This is a genomic window from Pseudomonas tensinigenes, from assembly GCF_014268445.2.
GTDB classification, from domain to species: domain Bacteria; phylum Pseudomonadota; class Gammaproteobacteria; order Pseudomonadales; family Pseudomonadaceae; genus Aquipseudomonas; species Aquipseudomonas tensinigenes.
Genome location: NZ_CP077089.1, coordinates 501,185 through 520,918 on the forward strand (window position 1 = coordinate 501,185; position 19,734 = coordinate 520,918).

Genomic DNA, 19,734 nt, shown 5'->3' on the forward strand with positions numbered 1-19,734 from the left:
GCTCGCTCCCACAGGGGAAATGCATTCCCAATGTGGGAGCGAGTCTGCTCGCGAAGGTTTTAGCGGCGAAATGCGGAACCCGTGTGTTGCTCAGGTAGCTGCGCTTCGCCGTGAAACAGCTTCTCGCGCAGGCTGCCGGTGTCGTACGCGGTCTTGTACGACCCACGCCGTTGCAACTCCGGAATCACCAGCTCAATGAAATCGACATAGCTTTCCGGCGTAACAATCCGCGTCAAATTGAACCCATCAAGACCGGTCTCGGCGATCCACGATTCCAGCTCATCCGCCACTTGCTCGGGGGAGCCGACCACAGTGATGTAGCGGCCACCGAGGGCGTGCTGGTCGAGCAATTTGCGTCGCGTCCAGTCGTTGTTTTGCAGGTTCTTGGTCGCGGACTGAATGGCGTTGCACTTCACGTACTGGATCGGTTCGTCGATCTCGTACTGGGAAAAGTCGATGCCGGTGGATGCGGAAAAATGCGCCACGCCGGCCTCGGCGCTGGCGTAACTCAGGTACTCGGCGTGCTTGGTCCATGCGGCTTGTTCCGTCGCGCCGACGATGACGTTGAGGCCCATGAACACCTTGATGTCCTCAGGGTTGCGCCCCGCTTCAACCGCGCTGGCGCGGACCTTGTCGACTTGAACCTTGGTCGACGGTTTGTTCTGGCCGCTGATGAACACACACTCGGCATGACGACCGGCGAAGAGCAAACCGCGATCGGAGCTGCCGGCCTGAAACAGCACCGGCGTGCGCTGCGGCGACGGCTCGCAGAGGTGATAACCCTCGACCTGATAGAACTCGCCTTTGTGCTCGACCTTGTGGACCTTTTCCGGTTGGGCGTAGATGCGCTGCTCGCGGTCATTGAGCACTGCGCCGTTTTCCCAACTGCCTTCCCAGAGTTTGTAGAGCACTTCGAGGTATTCATCGGCCTGATCGTAACGACGGTCATGCTCGACTTGTTCGCGCAGGCCCATGGCTTTGGCGGCGCTGTCGAGGTAACCAGTGACGATGTTCCAGCCGACGCGACCACGGCTCAGATGATCGAGCGTCGACATGCGCCGGGCGAACAGATACGGCGGCTCATAAGTGAGATTCGCGGTCAGACCGAAACCAAGATTTTTGGTCACGGCAGCCATCGCTGAAACCAGCAGCAACGGATCGTTGACCGGCAACTGGATCGACTCTTTCAGCGGGACATCGACCGAGTTCTGATAGACGTCGTACACGCCAACGATGTCGGCGATGAACAAGCCGTCGAACAGCCCGCGCTCCAGCAATTGCGCCAGTTCCGTCCAGTATTCGATGGTGTTGTAGCGCGTCGAGGTATCGCGCGGATGCGTCCACAGGCCATGGTTGATATGGCCGATGCAGTTCATGTTGAACGCGTTGAGCAGGATCTTCTTTTTCGCCGCGCTCATCAGATCGTTCCTCGCAATGGAGGGTTTTCATCGTTGAGGTAGTAGTTGCCCACCGCGTGATACTTCCAGCGCACCGGATCGTGCAAGGTGTGCACGCGCGCGTTGCGCCAGTGACGGTCGAGGCCGTGCTCGATCAGCGTGGCCTGGCTGCCAGCCAGTTCGAACAAGGTGCTACCGGCGGCGAGGGAAATTTCTGTGCTGATCGCCCGTGCTTCGGCGACGGCAATCGAGGCCGCCGCAACCGTGTCAGCGTTGGTTTCTGCCTGCGCGGCATCAAGGAATTCGCCGGCCCGTTCAAGCAAGGCTTCGGTGGCATGCAGACGAATGCTCAAGTGGCCGAAGCTTTTCAGTGTCAGTGGATCTTCGGTGGCTTTGTCGTTGCCGGAATCGATCCATGGCCGGGTCTTGCTGCGCACGAAGTGCAGGGCGTCTTCGTAAGCGGCGCGGGCGATGCCGGTATCGATGGCGGCGTGAAGGATTTGTGCCAACGGGCCGACAGTGGTCGGGCGTTCGAAAGCGCTTTGAAACGGCAAAACGTCTTCGGTGGCTACATACACGTCTTCGAACACTACGGAGCCGCTGCCGGTGGTGCGCTGACCGAAGCCGCTCCAGTCGTCGATCACCGTCAGGCCTTTGCTGTCGCGCGGGACGAAGGCCAGTTGCTGCACACCGTTTTCATCGACAACCGAAGTCGGAATGCGTTGCGCGTAGATCGCACCGGTTGAATAAAACTTGCGGCCGTTGATGCGATAGCCGTCACCGTCGCGTTTGAGATTGGTGATGCGGTCGTGGGCGGTTTTTGTGCCCAATTCCGCCAGGGCATTGCCGAAGCGTTGGCCTGCGAGCACTTCGGCATACAGCCGTTGTTTTTGCGTGTGGCTGCCGTTAACCCGCAGCACTTCCAATGCATAAAAATGGTTCTGCGGAATCTGCCCGAGCGAGCCGTCAGCCTGAGCGATCAGGGCGATGACTTTGGCCAGGGTGACGTTGGATACGCCAGCGCCGCCGTATTCCTTGGGCACGCTGATGCCCCATAGGCCGGAGCGGGAAAATACATCGAGTTCCGGCAGTGGCAAGCGACGTTCACGGTCGCGCAGGACGCTGTCGCGTTTGAAATCTTCGGCCAGATCGCTGGCGACGATCAGCGCTTGCTCATCGCTGGTGATGACCGCGACGTGATGGGAAAAAGTCATAGGTTTCTCCAGATGTCTGGTCGTCAGATCCAGGAATGGCGAGCAGGTAAAGTGCCGTTGAGGCGATAGGCGCCGACCGCGTGATACTTCCAGCGCACCGGGTCGTGCAGGGTATGCACCCGGGCATTGCGCCAGTGACGGTCGAGGTTGAATTCGGCGAGGGTCGCGCGGCTGCCGGCCAGTTCGAAAAGCTTTTCGCTGGCCAGCAGCGAGATCTCGGTGGTCAGCACTTTCGCCTCGGCCACGGCAATGGATGCGCGAGCGGCGGACTCGGCGGTGAGCGGCGCGGCGTGCACTTGATCGAGCACCTTGCCGGCCTTGCGCAACAGTGCTTCGGCGGCGTGCAGTTCGATTTTCAGTTTGCCGATGTCAGCGATCACATAGAGGTCATCGCTGGCGCGATCAACCTTGGCGTCGATCCATGGCCGTGCGCGGGTTTTGACGAACTCGATGGCGTCGTCAATGGCGCCACGGGCGATGCCGGCGTCGATCGCGGCTTGAATCAGCTGCGACACCGCGCCTTGGGTGTTCGGGGTTTCGTTGATCTTCCAGTTGTCGACCACCAGGCTCGACTCGACGCGCACGTTGTTCAGCAGAATCGTGCCGCTGGCGGTGGTGCGCTGACCGAAGCCCGACCAGTCATCAACGATGCGCAGACCCGGCGTGCCGCGACGAACGAAGGCCAGCACTTGCTTGCCGTCATCGTTGAGTGCCTTGACCGCGACCCAGTGCGCAAACAGCGCGCCGGTGGAATAAAACTTCTGGCTGTTGATCACGTAATCGTCGCCGTCGGCGGTGATTCGCGCTTTCAGTTCCAGGGTATTTTTGGTGCCGCGTTCCGGGCCGGCATTGCCGATGCGCCAGCCTTCCAGAACACTTTGGAACAGCTGCTTTTTCTGCTCCTCGGTGGCGCTACCGAGCACCAGATTGATGATGCCGAACTGGTTCTGCGGGATCTGCCCCAGCGCCGGGTCGGCGGCGGAAATGATCGCGAACACCTCAGCCAGGGTGACAAAGGAAACCTGCGGACCACCGTATTCACGCGGGATGGCGATGCTGCCTAATCCGCTGCGGGTGAACTGCTCGATTTCCGACCACGGCAACTTGCGCTGGCGATCGCGTTTGGCGGCCTGCACGCGGGCGACTTGTGCCAGCTCTTGGGCGGCGTTGATGGCTTGGGCGTCGTTGCGCAAGACCTGCGCGGGCAACAACAGTGGGGCGATGTCCAGATCCGACTGGACGTTTGCGTCTGCCAGACTGGACATCAGTGCCGCTCCTTGGCTGCACGCAATGCCCTGGCGATCTGCACTGGGGTGATTGTGTTCCGGACCATACTACCTACCTCACATCTCATGAAAAACGCCGCAAGAGTGCGGCGAACGAAAGAATGTCCGGTGGTCCGGTTCATATACCCTAAGCGTGTATAAATATTAAATAAACTAACTTTTAGGAATATGTATAGAAGGGGTGATGGTCGGGCTGGTTAAGAATTTTCAGGAGAGGGGGCTGAGCCCCCGCCACCACCAAAGCGCATCAGACTTTGCGCGATTCGGCCGCCTTGAGATCCTGCCTCAGAGGGACTTTCAGATAAGGATTTACACAGCCGATCTTCAAGGTGCGGGGCGGTGCCCAACGCGAGTTATTGCCGACTCGGTCTATGACGCAATAAGTCACGTCCAGCCGCAGATCCTCACCCGCTTCGACAATCACCGCTGGCGGTACCCAGACCTGAATCGGCAAGCCGATATCCGCGACAGTGATCGGCGCCAGATCCATGCGCACATCACCCCAGCGCAAGGTGATGGCGTCGTCCTCAGCCATGTTCAGGTACGGCTCGATAGTCAGCGGCACGCCGCGTTTGATCTGGTTCGGATTCACGCCTTGGCGGCGAATCGCGTCGGGAATGGTCACGGGGGCCAATTGCTGGTTTTCATCTGCGCTCAGCGTCGAGGGTTGCCCTCCGGGGCAGTCCAGTTTGACCTGCACGCGCGTCGCTGCCGACAGCGCCGGACCCTGACCGACCTGCATCACGCGATAGTGAATGCGCGCGGTGCCGCTGGCGATGAAACTCTCCGGCACCCGCAGGCGTACTGCTGTGCCGACGTCATCGGCCGTCAGCACCCTGGAGGCGACATAGCATTTGTTCCAGAACAGCTCAATGAGGTCTCCGCTGTCCATATCGGGGTAGGGCGAGACCTCGACCAGAAAATGTGCGGCGGCGCTCAGATTGATGCCGGTTTTTTGCGCAGGCGCCAGGATCGGCGCTGCCAGTTCGGGGGTATGCGAAGTGCGGGTCATCGATTTCTCTCCTTGAAGCCTTGCAGCGAAGTCCGTTTCTGGAAGAACAAAAGACATGAATAAACTGACAATAAAGCTTTGAACTTTTATTCAAGTTGGATACGGGTTGGTTGAACTAAGTGGTGCCGGTTGCCGACTAGATAAGAGTGCGCGGGATAAGCTGTCAATAGACGATATTAGTTAATTCGTGGATTACGAATTAATCAGAAGTTTCCTACGTCGCTATGACCTCTTGCCTAGACCTATAAGTGAAATAAGCCACGGTGCCTCGGGCTTTTTGCCTGTTTTTACGCAAGGTTTATTCGAACGCGGACAGGTCAGTCGGAGAGGAAGGCAGGCGGGTATTATCTGTTGCAGAACATATATATGTAGCGCTTCTGATAAGTTTTGTTCAGGTAGGGTGTTGGTTGATACTGAAGTTGTATTGGGATAACTTCCGTCCGTGGAAGTTTTCGATGGTGCAATGAAAGTTCTCAGGCGTGATTCAGAAACTTGCTGAGAAACTGTTGAGTGCGTTGTTCTTTCGGATTGGCAAACAACGCTTTGGCTTCACCTTGCTCGACGATCACGCCTTTATCGAAAAACACCACACGGTTGGCCACGTCGCGAGCAAAACCCATTTCGTGAGTAACGATGACCATGGTGCGTTTTTCTTCGGCGAGACCCCGAATAGTCGCCAGCACTTCGCCGACCAGCTCCGGATCGAGCGCCGAAGTCGGTTCGTCGAACAGGATCACTTCCGGCTCCATCGCCAGCGCTCGGGCAATCGCTACGCGCTGTTGCTGACCTCCGGACAGGCGACGCGGATAGGCGTCCTCCTTACCGGCAAGACCGACCTTGGCCAGCAGCTTCTTGCCCAGGCCAACAGCCTCGTCGCGCGGCATCTTCTTGACCACGATCGGGCCTTCGATGACGTTCTCCAAAGCGGTGCGATGCGGGAACAGGTTGAAGTTCTGAAACACGAAACCCACGTGCTGGCGCAGATTGCGCACCAGGCTTTGCTGCTGGTTCAGCGGGCGGCTGGTATCGATTTCGATATCGCCGACCTTGATCCGGCCGCTGGTGGGTTGTTCAAGGAAATTCAGGCAACGCAGGAACGTCGTTTTCCCCGAGCCGCTGGGGCCGATGATCGCGACCACCTCGCCTTCCTTGACCTCGAGGTCGATGCCGTTGAGCACGACTTGACCCTTGAATTGCTTGGTCAGTTTTTCCACGACAATCATCAGGTCAGGACTCCTGGTCATGCCGATTGACCCGCTCTTCCAACTTGTTCTGGAAGTGCGAAAGCACTGTGGCCAGAATCCAGTAGATCAGCGCGGCGGCAAGATACATGGTGAAGACTTCGAAAGTCCGGGCGGTAATCAACTGCGCCTGACGGAACAGTTCCGGTACTTGAATGGTGGCTGCAAGAGCGGTGTCTTTGACCAGTGAAATGAAGCTGTTGCCCAGCGGCGGCAATGCCGTGCGCATCGCTTGCGGCAGGATGGCCCGGCGCAGGGTTTGCGCGCGGGTCATGCCAATGCTCGCAGCCGCTTCCCACTGACCACGCTCGATCGAGCCGATCGCGGCGCGGAGGATTTCACAGGCGTAAGCAGCCATGTTCAGCGAGAAGCCGATCAGCGCCGCTGGCAGCGGATCCAGTTCGAGACCCAATTGCGGCAAGCCGTAATAGATCACGAACAGTTGCACCAGCAGCGGCGTGCCGCGAAAGAACGACACGTAGATGCGTGCCAGCCAACTGACCGATTTGAAACGCGACAGGCGCATCAATGCCAGGCCGAAGCCCAGCAGCAGGCCGAAGAACATGCCGCCGAGGCTGAGGACTACCGTGTAATACGCGCCCTTGAGCAGGAAGGGCGCGGAGTCCAGTGCGAGTTGGAAAGCTTCTTCCATTATTGAGTGACGTCAGCGTTGAAGTACTTCTCGGACAGCTTCTTCAGGGTGCCGTCGGCACGCAGTTCGTCGAGGGCCTTGTTCACGGCAGCCAGCAGTTCAGGCTCGCCTTTGCGCAGGGCGATACCGGCTTCCTGACGGGAGAAGGCTTCACCGGCGGCAACGGTTTTCGGGGCTTTCTTGGCGTATTCCAGGGCGGCCAGACGGTCGATCAGAATGGCGTCGGTGCGGCCGTTGTTCAGGTCGGCGAACTTGGTCGGATCATCGTCGTAGGTGCGCACGTCGGCACCCGGCACGTTGGCGCGGACCCATTGTTCGTAGTTGGTGCCCAGGCCTACGCCGACTTTCTTGCCGGACAGGTCGGCGGCAGTCTTGATGTTCAGCGCGGCTTCCTTGCTCTTCAGCACCAGTGCCTGAATCCCGGAAACGGTATACGGCTCGGAGAAGTCATACTTCTTCTTGCGCTCGTCGGAGATGGTCACCTGGTTGACTACAACGTCCAGACGCTTGGATTCCAGCGCGGCGAGGATACCGTCCCACTTGGTTGGCTGAACCTTGGCTTTGACGCCGAGTTTTTGTGCCAGGGCTTCGGAAAGTTCGACTTCGAAACCGGACAGTTTGCCGTCGGCATCGACGAAGCTGAACGGTGGATAAGTGCCTTCCAGGCCGACGTTGATAACGCCTTTGTCCTTGATCTGTTGCAGCTGCTCACCGGCCACTGCCTGGCCGATCAGACCGGCGCTCAGCGCCAGGCCCAGCGAACCCACCAGCAGATTGCGACGTAGTGCGGAAAAATTCATGACGAGCCCCTGTGTTTTCTTATGGAAGACGCTTAAGGAAAGTTGGCGAATTTATGATTTCGACGACAGCGCTATCCTGCCTTAAAGCAGCTTATGCGTCTTGCGCGAAATTCGCCTGCGGCGAGACTATAGGATGTCTTCGTTAGACTTGAAAATACTAAATTTTTGATCTGTTAGTTCTTTTTGGAATATTTATCGTTCCCACGCTCTGCGCAGGAATGCCTTTAGGGACGCTCCGCGTTCCAGCTCTCGAAGGGACGCGGAGCGTCCCGCGCTGCATTCCCACGCAGAGCGTGGGAACGATCAGTCAGAGGAAATCCTTGTAGGCAAATAGCGCCGGCGCCCCACCGGTATGCAGGAAGATGATCGGGCCTTCATTGAAGCGCTGACGGCCGATACCATCGAGTAACCCAGCCATGGCCTTGCCGGTGTACACAGGATCGAGCAACAGCGCTTCCTGGCTCGCCAGCAATTTCACTGCCGCCAACGTCCCGGCATTCGGCTCGCCATAACGCGGGCCAAAATATTCGTCCCACAGCTCAACCTTGAAACTGGTCGGGAGCTCGACGCCGAGCAGGTCCGCCGTACGTTCGGCAAGTCCCTGAACCTTCGGCCGCTGGTCTTCTTCACTGCGCGAAACGGTCACGCCAATCACCGGCAATTGCGGCAACACTTCGCTCAACGCCAATGCCAGACCGCTGTGCGTCCCGGCACTGCCTGAGGCCAACACTACAGCGGCGAAATTCAGGCCGGTGTCCTTGATCTGCTCGGCCAGCTCCAGACCGGCGCGCACATAACCCAACGCACCGAGGGCATTGGAGCCACCGATCGGCACCAGATACGGCTTCTTGCCGTTGCTGCGCAGGCGTGTGGCGAGGGCGGCCAATTGGTCGTCGGCGTTGTCGAGGTTGTCGACCAGTTCGACTTTGGTGTCGAACAGATCCAGCAGCAGGCGGTTGCCGTTGCCGGTGTAGTTGCTGTTGTCGGTGCCCAATGGGTTTTCCAGCAGCGCCACGCAACCCAGGCCCAATTTGGCGGCGAGTGCGGCGGTCTGGCGAACGTGATTCGACTGCAGCGCACCGGCGGTGATCAGCGTGTCGGCGCCTTGCGCCAAGGCGTCGGCAGCGAGGTATTCGAGTTTGCGCAGTTTGTTGCCGCCCATGGCCAGCGGCGTCAGGTCATCGCGCTTGATGTACACCTCGCGGCCGAGCCATGCGGACAGGCGTTCGAGTTTTTCCAGTGGCGTCGGGTGGCCGAGCAGGTCGAGACGGTTAAAGCGGTCCAGCTGTTGTTTGATCATGAGTCCGTACTGGCGGAGGAAGATGAAAGGACTATAGGCACGCGCTTTTACAGGGGCAACCGCCAATCGCTTATAGCCAATTGAACTGACGCCAGCACTATCGGTTCTTAATTCGCTCTCCTGACCTTGCCGTAAAGTAGTCGCCGTTGACGCGGCCAGACAGTCCGGCCGCCCGTGAGGAGTTTTTACCGTGAGCGAGCGTTCCAGCCATTGGCAATTGCAGACCATCGTCAGCCAACTGCGCAGCGCGCGGGATCAGTGGCGGGCACAGAACGGCCGGGCGTCCGGCGAGCAGGGTGGTCGCGAGTTGCCGTCGCGGGCGGCGATGGCAGAGATTCTTGAAGCGTTGTGTGGTGCGTTGTTCCCGATGCGTTTGGGGCCGGTGGATCTGCGTGAAGAGAGTGAGGATTTTTACGTTGGTCATACCCTTGATGTCGCACTGAATGCCTTATTGGCGCAGACCCGCCTGGAGCTGCGCTACGTTGCCCGCCACAGCGCTTCGGCTGACACCGAAGTCGAGGCCCGTGCGATTCAGATTATTCAGGACTTTGCCCTGGCCTTGCCGGGCCTGCGCACGCTGCTCGACACCGATGTGCTGGCCGCTTATCACGGTGACCCGGCGGCCCGCAGTGTTGATGAAGTGCTGTTGTGCTATCCGGGGATTCTGGCGGTGATTCACCATCGCCTGGCGCACCATTTGTATCGCGCCGGGTTGCCGTTGCTGGCGCGGATCAGTGCGGAGATCGCCCATTCGGCGACTGGTATCGATATCCATCCGGGGGCGCAGATTGGCCGGAGCTTCTTTATCGATCACGGTACGGGTGTGGTGATCGGCGAGACGGCGATCATTGGTGAGCGCGTGCGGATTTATCAGGCCGTTACCTTGGGCGCCAAGCGCTTCCCGGCGGATGAGGACGGGCAGTTGCAGAAAGGTCATCCGCGTCATCCGATCGTTGAAGATGACGTGGTGATTTATGCCGGGGCGACGATTCTCGGGCGGATCACCATTGGCAAGGGGTCGACCATTGGCGGCAACGTGTGGCTGACGCGCAGTGTGCCGGCGGGGTGCAATCTGACCCAGGCGAATTTGCAACATGATGACGGGACGCAGAAGTAGGCTCTGAAATTGCGTTGCGGCATCTGGCCTCTTCGCGAGCAGGCTCGCTCCCACACTGGAATGCGTTTCAAATGTGGGAGCGAGCCTGCTCGCGAATGGTTTTCAGACCAAATCAAGATAATGGCAATCAGCCAATTCTCCAGTGAACGAATCCCCCCAAACCCACGTCATACCCATCCTTGAGCTAGCGTAGGAAAACTACCGCCTAGCCGTACGATTAGTCCTTACCACCCCATCCATGTTTAACTTGAACGTTCATTCAAGTTAAACCGGTGGTTCGCTGCCCGCTCACAACAGGAGGCTTGCCTTTGCTGAGTCCGATCATTTCAGCCACGTTTCAACCCCTCGAGGTGCACGTTTCATGAGTGCATCGTCTAACCCCGCCAGCGGTCTGGTGCGCATGAATCCGCCGGTGTTCTACTTCGCCGCGACGGTCATTCTGCTGTTTGGTCTCGTTGTTATCGCCATGCCTGAGCAGGCCGGTGCCTGGCTGCTGGAAGCGCAAAACTGGGCGGCCAATACGGTCGGCTGGTATTACATGCTCGCGATGACCCTGTATCTGGTCTTCGTGGTGGTCACCGCCTTATCCGGCTACGGCAAGATAAAACTCGGTGCCGACCACGACGAGCCCGAATTCAGTTATCTGTCCTGGGCCGGCATGCTGTTCGCCGCCGGGATCAGCATCACGCTGTTCTTCTTCTGCGTCTCTGAACCGCTGACCCACATGCTCCAGCCGCCGCAAGGGGAGGCCGGTACGGCGGATGCGGCGCGTCAGGCCATGCAGATTCTGTTTCTGCACTGGGGCCTGCATGGCTGGGGCGTGTTCGCCTTCGTCGGCATGGCGCTGGCGTATTTTGCCTACCGTCACAATCTGCCACTGGCCCTGCGTTCGGCGCTGTATCCGCTGATCGGCAAACGCATCAACGGCCCGATCGGTTACGCGGTGGATGGCTTCGGGATCATCGCCACGGTGTTCGGTCTGGGTGCCGACATGGGCTTTGGGGTGCTGCACCTCAACTCCGGTCTCGACTACCTGTTCGGCATCGCGCACACCCAGTGGATTCAGGTCGGCCTGATCACGCTGATGATGGGCGCGGCGATCATCGTTGCGGTTTCCGGCGTCGATAAAGGCGTGCGGGTAATGTCCGACATCAACATGCTGCTGGCCTGTGCGCTGCTGCTGTTCGTGTTGTTCGCCGGGCCCACCCAGCACCTGCTCAACACCCTGATCCAGAACATCGGCGACTACCTCGGCGCCTTGCCGATGAAGAGTTTCGACCTCTACGCCTACGACAAACCGAGCGACTGGCTCGGCGGCTGGACGGTGTTTTACTGGGCCTGGTGGATCGCATGGTCGCCGTTCGTGGGCCTGTTCATCGCACGGATTTCCCGTGGCCGCACCATCCGTGAATTCGTCTTCGGCGTGCTGCTGATTCCGCTCGGTTTCACCCTCGCGTGGATGTCGATCTTCGGCAACAGCGCAATCGATCAAGTGCTCAACCACGGCATGAGCGCGCTGGGCATGTCGGCCCTCGACAACCCGTCGATGAGCATTTACCTGCTGCTGGAAACCTACCCATGGAGCAAAACCGTCATCGCTGTGACGGTGTTTATCAGCTTCGTGTTCTTCGTCACGTCTGCCGACTCCGGCACCGTGGTGCTCTCGACGTTGTCGGCCAAGGGCGGTAGCCCGGACGAAGACGGGCCGAAGTGGCTGCGGGTGTTCTGGGGCGCGATGACCGCGCTGATCACCAGTGCGCTGCTGTTCTCCGGCAGCATCGATGCGCTGAAGTCAGCGGTGGTGCTGACCTCGTTGCCGTTCTCGCTGATCTTGCTGCTGATGATGTGGGGCCTGCACAAGGCTTTCTATCTGGAGTCGCAGAAGCAGATCGCGCAGTTGCATTCGCTGGCCCCGGTCTCCGGTTCGCGGCGCGGCACGGGCGGCTGGCGACAGCGCTTGAGTCAGGCTGTGCACTTCCCGTCGCGTGACGAGGTGTACCGCTTCATGGACACCACGGTGCGCCCGGCGATTGAAGAAGTGACGGCGGTGTTCGTCGAGAAAGGCCTGAACGTGGTCACCCAGCCGGATCCGGCGAATGACAGCGTCAGCCTCGAAATCGGCCATGATGACGCACATCCGTTCATCTATCAGGTGCAGATGCGCGGCTACTTCACGCCGTCGTTCGCGCGTGGCGGCATGGGTTCCAAGCAGCTCAACAATCGTCGCTACTACCGCGCCGAAGTGCACTTGAGCGAGGGCAGTCAGGACTACGATCTGGTCGGCTACACCAAAGAGCAGATCATCAACGACATCCTCGACCAGTACGAACGGCACATGCAGTTTTTGCATTTGGTACGTTGATCGGCGGCTGAGCGCCGGGACGTTTTACGACTCGGCGCTCAGCACCATGAACAACACCATCGCCGCCACCGGCACGCCGAACACCGCACTGCCAATCGCGATTTCCGATCCCACGGACTGGCCGGCATGCACCACCCCCACCGCACCATTGATCACCGTCAACGCCAGCCACAGGGCGGCGAAGCCGTAGGCCATGGTCTGGCGGCTGAAGCCGATGCGCTCGCCGATGTAGAGCATCAGAGCGAGCAGGATCAGGCCGAAGAAAATGATGATGGCGGTGTGCATGGGGCGTTCTGTCTGATGGGTGGGTATCGCCTGAAAGACCGCTTTCGCGAGCAGGCTCGCGAAGGGGCCACCTCGGTGTTCCTTAGAGCATAGCCAGTCCCGCCACATCTCTATTGGACATATTTTGCGACCCTTACAGAGAGTTTGGCCGGCGACGTGTTTTTCTTGCTGGCCCAAGCCTGCCGTTGATCTGCCCCATAACCGAGCGATTGTTCAGTGAGCTAATATTTATCTGAGTGTGTATCGTGTGTATCAAAGGCTCCTGCGCCCTCTAGAGTAAATGGTTCTAGCTGTCGAACAGGGCAAAGGAAATGCGCAGTCGGGAAATGATCAGGATGATCGAAGACGATGGTTGGTATCTCGTGGCGGTGAAAGGCAGCCACCACCAATACAAGCATCCGCACAAGCCAGGAAGGGTGACGATCAAGCACCCTGATTCGGATCTGCCCAAGGGCACGATCAACAGCATTTTGAAACAGGCGGGCTTGAAATGAGGCCCGTTATTGGAAACGAAGGCCGTTTTATGGGCCTGTCAGAGGAAGGACTCACTCATATGAAATTCCCGGTCGTTCTGCACAAGGATGCCGACTCAGACTACGGAGTGATCATCCCGGATGTCCCGGGTTGTTTCTCCGCAGGCACCACGGTCGCTGAGGCGTTTGAAAATACTCAGGAGGCATTGGCGCTTCACTATGAGGGGTTGGTCGCCGACAGCGCGCCGTTACCGCAAGTGCGGGACATTGATGTTCATCTCGATAACCCGGATTACGCGGGAGGGATCTGGGGCGTGGTCGATTTTGATATCACCCCGTATTTCGGCAAGTCAGTGCGTTTTAACGCCACGCTGCCGGAGCAGTTGCTTGAGCGTATTGACCAGACAGTCCGCCGTGACCAGCGCTATCGATCCCGTTCCGGATTTCTCGCGGCGGCCGCCTTGCGCGAACTGTCGGTATAGCGAAGTCAGGTACTTTCCCGTTCGATGACTTGGCACTGCAGCAGGTTCAGCCGCTGCACCTCGTCGCTCGGCAACACGCCAAGGCTTTCCAGCACGCGTGTTGCGGCCAGTACGCCGATCTCCAGTGCCGGTGGTTTGATCGTGCTCAGGCTTGGCAAAAGCATCTCGGCGAACGGGTAATCGCCGAAGCCGAGAACGGCGCAGTCTTCGGGGATTTTCAAACCGACGCGTTGCCCGGCGAGCAGCCCGCCAGCGGCGAGGTTGTCGTTGGCGAAGATGATCGCGTCGGGGCGCGGTGTGGTGTTCATCAGGGCATCCATCGCCTGTTTGCCGGCCTCGAACGGTGCTCGATCAGCGTCGGGAGCGAAGATCCAGGGTTTCAGGCCGGATTCTTTTAAAGTCGCCGCGTAACCGTCGCGGCGCTCCAGTGCGCTGAAGTCCCCCGGCGCGCTGTTCTGCACGAAGGCGATACGTCGGTAGCCTTTTCCCAGCAGATGTTTTGCCGCCGTCACGCCCACTTCAAAATGCGAAAAACCGATCTGCATCGGCTCACGATCCGGCTGGTAATCCCAGGTCTCAATCACTGGAATATCCGCCTCGGCGATCATCTTTTCCGTACCCGCACTGTGGAAGTGACTGGTCAGCACCAGCGCCGCCGGCGACCAGCCAAGAAACGCGCGCACGGCGTTTTCTTCCTGCTCGGTGCTGAAGTAACTCGACGCCAGCAACAGCTGATAACCGTGACGGCTGAGCGTGTCGCTGAAGCCTTGAATGGTATTGGCGAAGATCGGCCCGGAGATGTTCGGGATCACCATCCCGACGATTTTCCCCCGTGCCGAGGCCAGCCCGCCGGCCACCAGATTCGGCACGTAACCCAACTCAGCCACCACCGCCGCAATGCGCTCGCGACGCTCGGGCGAAACCTGCTCAGGCTGGTTGAAGTAGCGTGACACGGTGATCGCTGAAACCCCTGCTTGGCGCGCCACGGCATTGAGGGTCACACGGCCGGCGCCACGGCGTTTGCGGGGTTTTTCTTCGCTCAAGGCTCGATCCTTCTTAAAAACCAAATCGCATATAAAAGTAATTTTTCAGTATTGGACGCTCTATGTGTGGCTTGCCAATACTGTCGATGGTAGCGCTAACAAAGCGCGCTGTCTGCTACTCGCTCGAGCGAATGCCCAAGACACCGATTCAGGCGCTGTCGTCGCAGAACGGCAGCGGTTAAGGGCTAATTTCGAGCGGGCAAACATGCACAACATTCCTGGGGCGACACACAAACTGACGCAATCGATCCGTGCGGCGGGCTGGTTATTCACGGGGTTGGCGGCACTGCCGCTGCCTAACGCATTCGCTGCCGAGAGCAGTGATCAGGAGCCGACACTCAAATCGGTGACCGTCACTGCCACACGCCGCGAAGAGTCGCTGCAAAAAGTGCCGGTGGCGGTCTCGGTGATCGATGGCGAACAGCTTGAGCGCGACAACCGCAACGGCGTGGCCAGTATCGTGCAGCAAGTGCCGTCGCTGAATTTCCGTACCGGCGCGTCGAACAAGGACACCTCGTTGTTCGTGCGCGGCGTCGGCACGATTTCCACCTCGCCGGGCGTCGAGCCGACCGTGGCGACGGTGATCGACGGCGTGGTGTATGCGCGGCCGGGTCAGTCCACGCTCGATCTGCTGGATCTGGAACGCGTCGAAGTATTGCGCGGGCCGCAAGGCACGCTGTTTGGCAAGAACGCCTCGGCCGGCGTGCTCAACATCACCAGCAAGGCACCCACCGCCGAGACCCACGGCTACATCGATCAGTCGTACTACAGCGGCAACGAAAGCCGCACCCGATTCGGCATCGGCGGCAGCCTGATTCCGGATACGTTGAAAGGCTCGATCAGCACGCTGTTCGGCAGCTACGACGGCAACGTCGACAACCAGCACAACGGTCAGGAGGTCAACGGCTACAACCATCGCGGCGTGCGCGGCAAACTCGAATTCACCCCGAATGACGACGTCACTTTCACTCTGATTGCCGACTACATGCAGTCCCACGACGACGGCCCCAATGGCGTGGTCAGCAAGTCGTTGACCCCGGCCTTCACCAACGCGCTGAGTCCGGTCAATGCAAGCAGCCACAACCGCGACATCAACACCGACACCCGCTCACACGTTGAGGACACCAACAAAGGCCTGTCCGGCCAGCTCGACTGGCAACTGGGCGATTACACCCTGACGTCGATCACCGCATGGCGCGGCTGGGACAACACTCAGTATCAGGATGGCGACCGTCTCGGCACCGTGACCGCAGCGTTTCCCGGCACGGCGGACAAGGGTGATCTGGCCTTCGATCAATACTCGCAAGAGCTGCGTCTGGCTTCGCCGAAGGGTGAATTTCTCGAGTACGTCGGCGGCCTGTTCTACATGCACGGCAAGGACGACGAGACCTATCAGCGCACACTGACCACCACCACGCGCACCGATCGCGGCGTCGCCGATTACAGCACCACCAGCGACAGTTACGCCGTGTTTGGCGAGAGCACGCTGAACTTCACGTCCGACTTTCGCGGCATCGCCGGCCTGCGCTACACCCACGATGATCTCGAATACGATCACCGCCGCGTTTCCACTTCAGCGACCACGGTCAGCGGCATCCAACCGGCCACCAGCAGTTCAGGTTCGGTGGACGAAGACGGCTGGTCCGGTCGCCTCGGCGTGCAGTACGACCTGAGTGATACGGTCACCACTTACCTGACCTACTCGCGCGGCTACAAAGGCCCGGCCTACAACGTGTTCTTCAACATGCAGCCGCGCGACACCGAAGCACTCAAGCCGGAAACTTCCAACACCTGGGAGGCGGGCATCAAAGCCACGTCCTGGAACAATCGCCTGACCACCAACCTCGCGGTGTTCCACAGCGAGTACGACAACTATCAGGCGAACTTCTTTGACACCGTCGCCGGCCAGGTTGTGACGCGTTTGATCAACGCTGGCAGCGTCAGCACCGAAGGTGTCGAGCTCGATTACGCCTTGCAGGCGACCCAGCAATTGAAACTGTCCGGCGCACTCGCCTACACCCGCGCGCGCATCGACGAGTTCGCCTGCCCGGCGGGCGCGGCGGCGTCGTGCAACGTCAACGGCAAACCGCTGCCGTTCAGTCCGGACTGGAAAAGCTACGTGCGCGCCGACTACACCATTCCGCTGGATAACGGTCTGGATATCGAACTGGGCACCGATTACAGCTGGCAGAGCGAAGTGCAGTACGACATCAGCCAGAACGCCGACACCAAGCAGGGCGCCTACGGTCTGTGGAACGCCAGTGTCGCCCTGGCCGATTACAGCAATGGCTGGCGCGTGGCGCTGCTGGGCAAGAACCTCACCGACAAGTCCTATTCGCCATTGCTCGCCAGCGGCGGCAATTACATTTATCGCGCCGTGCCACGGGATGACGAGCGCTACTTCGGCGTGCAACTGCGCAAGGATTTCTGAGATGAGCAGACAGTTGAAACTCGGTGCATTCCTCATGGCCACCGGGCACCACGTGGCGGCGTGGCGTCATCCGGATGTGCCGGCGAATGCGGGTCTGGATTTCGCCCATTACAAGCGGCTGGCGCAGATTGCCGAGGCGGCGAAGTTCGATGCCTTGTTTGTTGCTGACAGTGTTGCCGCGCCGACCCAGGACATCGCCAGTCGCATGGCACGCTCCGATCACTTTGAACCGCTGACCTTACTCTCGGCGTTGAGTGCGGTGACCGAGCACATCGGCCTGATCGCCACGGCGACCACCAGTTACAACGAGCCGTATCACGTGGCGCGCAAATTCGCTTCGCTCGATCACCTTTCCGGTGGGCGTGCGGGTTGGAATCTGGTGACTTCGGACAATGCTGCCGAGGCGCTTAATTTCGGGCGTGACGAACATATCGGCCATGCCGAACGCTACAGCCGAGCCCGCGAGTTTCATCAGGTGGTGACCGGGCTTTGGGACAGTTGGGAGGATGATGCGTTTGCGCGCGACAAGGCCAGTGGGGTGTATTACGACCCTGCGAAACTGCACGTGCTGGATCACGTCGGCGAACACTTTCGGGTCAAAGGCCCGCTGAACGTTGCGCGCTCGCCGCAGGGGCAGCCGGTGATTGTCCAGGCCGGCTCTTCGGAAACCGGGCGCGAATTGGCGGCGCAGACGGCTGAAGTGGTGTTCACCGCGCAGACTTCGTTGGCCAATGCTCAGGCGTTCTATGCCGACCTCAAAGGACGTTTGCCCAAGTACGGGCGCAGCGCTGACTCGCTGAAAATCATGCCCGGGGTTTTTGTCGTGGTCGGCCGCACCGAAGCCGAAGCGCAGGAAAAATGTGAAACGTTTCAGCAATTAGTCGAACCCGAGGTTGGCGTCGCCTTGCTTGGGCGTATGCTGGGCAACTTCGATTTGTCGAAGTACCCGCTGGACGGGCCGTTGCCCGAGTTGCCGCTGACGGACAGCGGCCAGCAGAGCCGGCAGAAATTGCTGACAGAATTGGCGGGCCGGGAGAACCTGAGCCTTGCGCAATTGGGTCGCAAGATTGCGGGTGGACGCGGGCATTACAGCCTGGTCGGTACACCGGAGCAGATCGCTGATCGCTTGCAGGAATGGTTCGAACAGGGCGCGGCTGACGGCTTCAACGTGCTGGTGCCGCACCTGCCGGGCGGGCTCGAAGACTTCGCCAATGGCGTGGTCCCGGAACTGCAACGGCGTGGGTTGTTCAGAACGGAGTATGAGGGCCGGACCTTGCGTCAGAACCTTGGCCTGGCTCACCCCGGCAACAGATTTGTGTAGCACCCTTCGCGAGCAGGCTCGCTCCCACAGGGAAATGCATTCCAAAGGTGGGAGCGAGCTTGCTCGCGAAGCAGTCGACACCCATTTCAAGACAGACAAGAGAGGATTCGATGACTTACACCGCTGCCGAAAACCGCTACGACTCCATCCCTTACCGCCGCGTCGGGCGCAGCGGTCTGGTGCTGCCGGCGCTGTCGTTGGGCCTGTGGCACAACTTCGGCGACAGTACGCCGATCGACACTCAGCGCGCCTTGCTGCGCACTGCATTCGATCTGGGCATCAACCACTTCGACCTGGCCAACAATTACGGCCCGCCGTACGGCAGCGCCGAGATCAATTTCGGTCGTCTGCTGCGCGAAGACTTCAAGCAGTACCGCGATGAACTGATCATCTCCAGCAAGGCCGGTTGGGACATGTGGCCCGGCCCTTACGGTCAGGGTGGTGGCTCGCGCAAATACGTACTGGCCAGCCTCGACCAGAGCCTGCAACGCCTTGGTCTGGACTATGTGGATATCTTCTATTCGCACCGCTTCGACCCGGACACCCCGCTGGAAGAAACCGCCAGCGCCCTCGCCACAGCCGTGCAACAGGGCAAGGCGTTGTACATCGGTATCTCGTCGTATTCCGGGGTGAAAACCCGCGAGATCGCGGCGCTGTTGAAAGAGTGGAAAGTGCCGCTGCTGATTCATCAGCCGGCGTACAACCTGCTCAATCGCTGGGTGGAAAAAGACCTGCTGGATACCACCGATGAACTCGGTACTGGCGTGATCGCTTTCACGCCGCTGGCGCAAGGTCTGCTAACCGACAAATACCTCAACGGCGTGCCGGCGGATGCGCGGGTCAATCGTCCTGGCGGTGGTTCGTTGCAGGCTTCGCACTTGTCCGAGGCCAACATTGCCCACGTGCGCGCGCTGAATGAAATCGCCAAGCGTCGCGGTCAGAGCCTGGCGCAACTGGCGCTGGCGTGGACGCTGCGCGATCCGCGGGTGACTTCGGCGTTGATTGGTGCGAGCCGGCCGGAGCAGATTATCGAGAACGTTGGGGCGTTGAAGAATTTGAGTTTTAGTGCTGAAGAGCTGGCGGAGATTGACCGGTTTGCCCAAGAGGGCGGGATCAATCTTTGGGAGAAGCCTTCGACGGCGGAGTGAGGCACCCTCACCCCAGCCCTCTCCCAGAGGGAGAGGGAGCCGACCGAGTTGTCCGTCGCCATACATCGACCTGAAAAACCGAGTCGATTATGGATTCAGTAAAGTACGTTCAGGTCGGCGTACATCTACAGCATCCCCCAATCAGTCCCCTCTCCCTCCGGGAGAGGGTT

Annotated in this window: 17 protein-coding genes; 7 read left to right on the plus strand and 10 right to left on the minus strand. The window is 59.6% G+C overall.

Annotated features, from left to right (window positions below):
• Window positions 1-59: 59 nt before the first annotated feature.
• The 8 genes from HU718_RS02185 to HU718_RS02220 all read right to left on the minus strand — a co-directional run bounded on the left by HU718_RS02185 (window position 60) and on the right by HU718_RS02220 (window position 8,902).
• Complete coding sequence (locus HU718_RS02185; protein ID WP_186616645.1) at window positions 60-1,418, minus strand: LLM class flavin-dependent oxidoreductase; 1,359 nt, start codon at window positions 1,416-1,418, stop codon at window positions 60-62.
• Window positions 1,418-2,611 carry an SfnB family sulfur acquisition oxidoreductase gene (locus HU718_RS02190; RefSeq protein WP_186616644.1) on the minus strand — a complete coding sequence of 398 codons (1,194 nt, stop codon included), beginning with the start codon at window positions 2,609-2,611 and terminating at the stop codon, window positions 1,418-1,420. The genes HU718_RS02185 and HU718_RS02190 overlap by 1 nt, the downstream gene beginning before the upstream one ends.
• Before the next feature lie 23 nt (window positions 2,612-2,634).
• Window positions 2,635-3,876 carry an SfnB family sulfur acquisition oxidoreductase gene (locus HU718_RS02195; RefSeq protein ID WP_186616643.1) on the minus strand — a complete coding sequence of 414 codons (1,242 nt, stop codon included), beginning with the start codon at window positions 3,874-3,876 and terminating at the stop codon, window positions 2,635-2,637.
• 268 nt (window positions 3,877-4,144) lie between these two features.
• Window positions 4,145-4,909, minus strand: a complete 765-nt coding sequence (locus HU718_RS02200; RefSeq protein WP_102899611.1) for a hypothetical protein — start codon at window positions 4,907-4,909, stop codon at window positions 4,145-4,147.
• A gap of 473 nt (window positions 4,910-5,382) precedes the next feature.
• The gene (gene tcyN / locus HU718_RS02205; RefSeq protein WP_186616654.1) at window positions 5,383-6,132 is read right to left on the minus strand and encodes an L-cystine ABC transporter ATP-binding protein TcyN; all 750 of its coding nucleotides are present in this window, start codon (window positions 6,130-6,132) and stop codon (window positions 5,383-5,385) included.
• Between the two features lie 4 nt (window positions 6,133-6,136).
• Window positions 6,137-6,802: a cystine ABC transporter permease gene (gene tcyL, locus HU718_RS02210; RefSeq protein ID WP_007918741.1), complete on the minus strand. Its 666-nt coding sequence runs from the start codon at window positions 6,800-6,802 to the stop codon at window positions 6,137-6,139.
• Window positions 6,802-7,602, minus strand: coding sequence for a cystine ABC transporter substrate-binding protein (gene tcyJ, locus HU718_RS02215; protein ID WP_095122237.1), 801 nt, complete (start codon window positions 7,600-7,602; stop codon window positions 6,802-6,804). The genes tcyL and tcyJ overlap by 1 nt, the downstream gene beginning before the upstream one ends.
• A gap of 307 nt (window positions 7,603-7,909) precedes the next feature.
• Window positions 7,910-8,902, minus strand: a complete 993-nt coding sequence (locus HU718_RS02220; RefSeq protein WP_095122235.1) for a D-cysteine desulfhydrase — start codon at window positions 8,900-8,902, stop codon at window positions 7,910-7,912.
• 190 nt (window positions 8,903-9,092) lie between these two features.
• Between HU718_RS02220 and epsC the strand changes: the two genes are divergently transcribed.
• Both epsC and betT read left to right on the plus strand, forming a co-directional pair.
• Window positions 9,093-10,019 carry a serine O-acetyltransferase EpsC gene (gene epsC / locus HU718_RS02225; protein WP_095122234.1) on the plus strand — a complete coding sequence of 309 codons (927 nt, stop codon included), beginning with the start codon at window positions 9,093-9,095 and terminating at the stop codon, window positions 10,017-10,019.
• Window positions 10,020-10,419: 400 nt separating this feature from the next.
• Entirely contained in the window at window positions 10,420-12,381 is a 1,962-nt protein-coding gene (betT, locus tag HU718_RS02230; protein ID WP_186616653.1) for a choline transporter BetT, read from the plus strand.
• Between the two features lie 24 nt (window positions 12,382-12,405).
• Here betT and HU718_RS02235 read toward each other — a convergent pair whose 3' ends face one another.
• Entirely contained in the window at window positions 12,406-12,666 is a 261-nt protein-coding gene (locus HU718_RS02235; protein ID WP_095122232.1) for a hypothetical protein, read from the minus strand.
• 311 nt (window positions 12,667-12,977) lie between these two features.
• Between HU718_RS02235 and HU718_RS02240 the strand changes: the two genes are divergently transcribed.
• Both HU718_RS02240 and HU718_RS02245 read left to right on the plus strand, forming a co-directional pair.
• Window positions 12,978-13,160, plus strand: coding sequence for a type II toxin-antitoxin system HicA family toxin (locus tag HU718_RS02240; RefSeq protein ID WP_026000492.1), 183 nt, complete (start codon window positions 12,978-12,980; stop codon window positions 13,158-13,160).
• A 59-nt stretch (window positions 13,161-13,219) separates the two neighbouring features.
• The gene (locus HU718_RS02245; protein ID WP_150708876.1) at window positions 13,220-13,621 is read left to right on the plus strand and encodes a type II toxin-antitoxin system HicB family antitoxin; all 402 of its coding nucleotides are present in this window, start codon (window positions 13,220-13,222) and stop codon (window positions 13,619-13,621) included.
• Window positions 13,622-13,626: 5 nt separating this feature from the next.
• Here the strand turns inward: HU718_RS02245 and HU718_RS02250 are convergent, their stop codons facing one another.
• Complete coding sequence (locus HU718_RS02250; RefSeq protein WP_186616641.1) at window positions 13,627-14,664, minus strand: LacI family DNA-binding transcriptional regulator; 1,038 nt, start codon at window positions 14,662-14,664, stop codon at window positions 13,627-13,629.
• Window positions 14,665-14,869: 205 nt separating this feature from the next.
• Here HU718_RS02250 and HU718_RS02255 point away from each other — a divergent pair, with 205 nt between their 5' ends.
• The 3 genes from HU718_RS02255 (at window position 14,870) to mgrA (ending at window position 19,564) form a co-directional block, all read left to right on the plus strand.
• Window positions 14,870-17,095, plus strand: coding sequence for a TonB-dependent receptor (locus HU718_RS02255; RefSeq protein WP_150708874.1), 2,226 nt, complete (start codon window positions 14,870-14,872; stop codon window positions 17,093-17,095).
• A 1-nt stretch (window position 17,096) separates the two neighbouring features.
• Window positions 17,097-18,416: an LLM class flavin-dependent oxidoreductase gene (locus HU718_RS02260; RefSeq protein WP_186616640.1), complete on the plus strand. Its 1,320-nt coding sequence runs from the start codon at window positions 17,097-17,099 to the stop codon at window positions 18,414-18,416.
• 110 nt (window positions 18,417-18,526) lie between these two features.
• Window positions 18,527-19,564, plus strand: coding sequence for an L-glyceraldehyde 3-phosphate reductase (gene mgrA, locus HU718_RS02265; protein ID WP_007917913.1), 1,038 nt, complete (start codon window positions 18,527-18,529; stop codon window positions 19,562-19,564).
• Window positions 19,565-19,734: the final 170 nt, after the last annotated feature.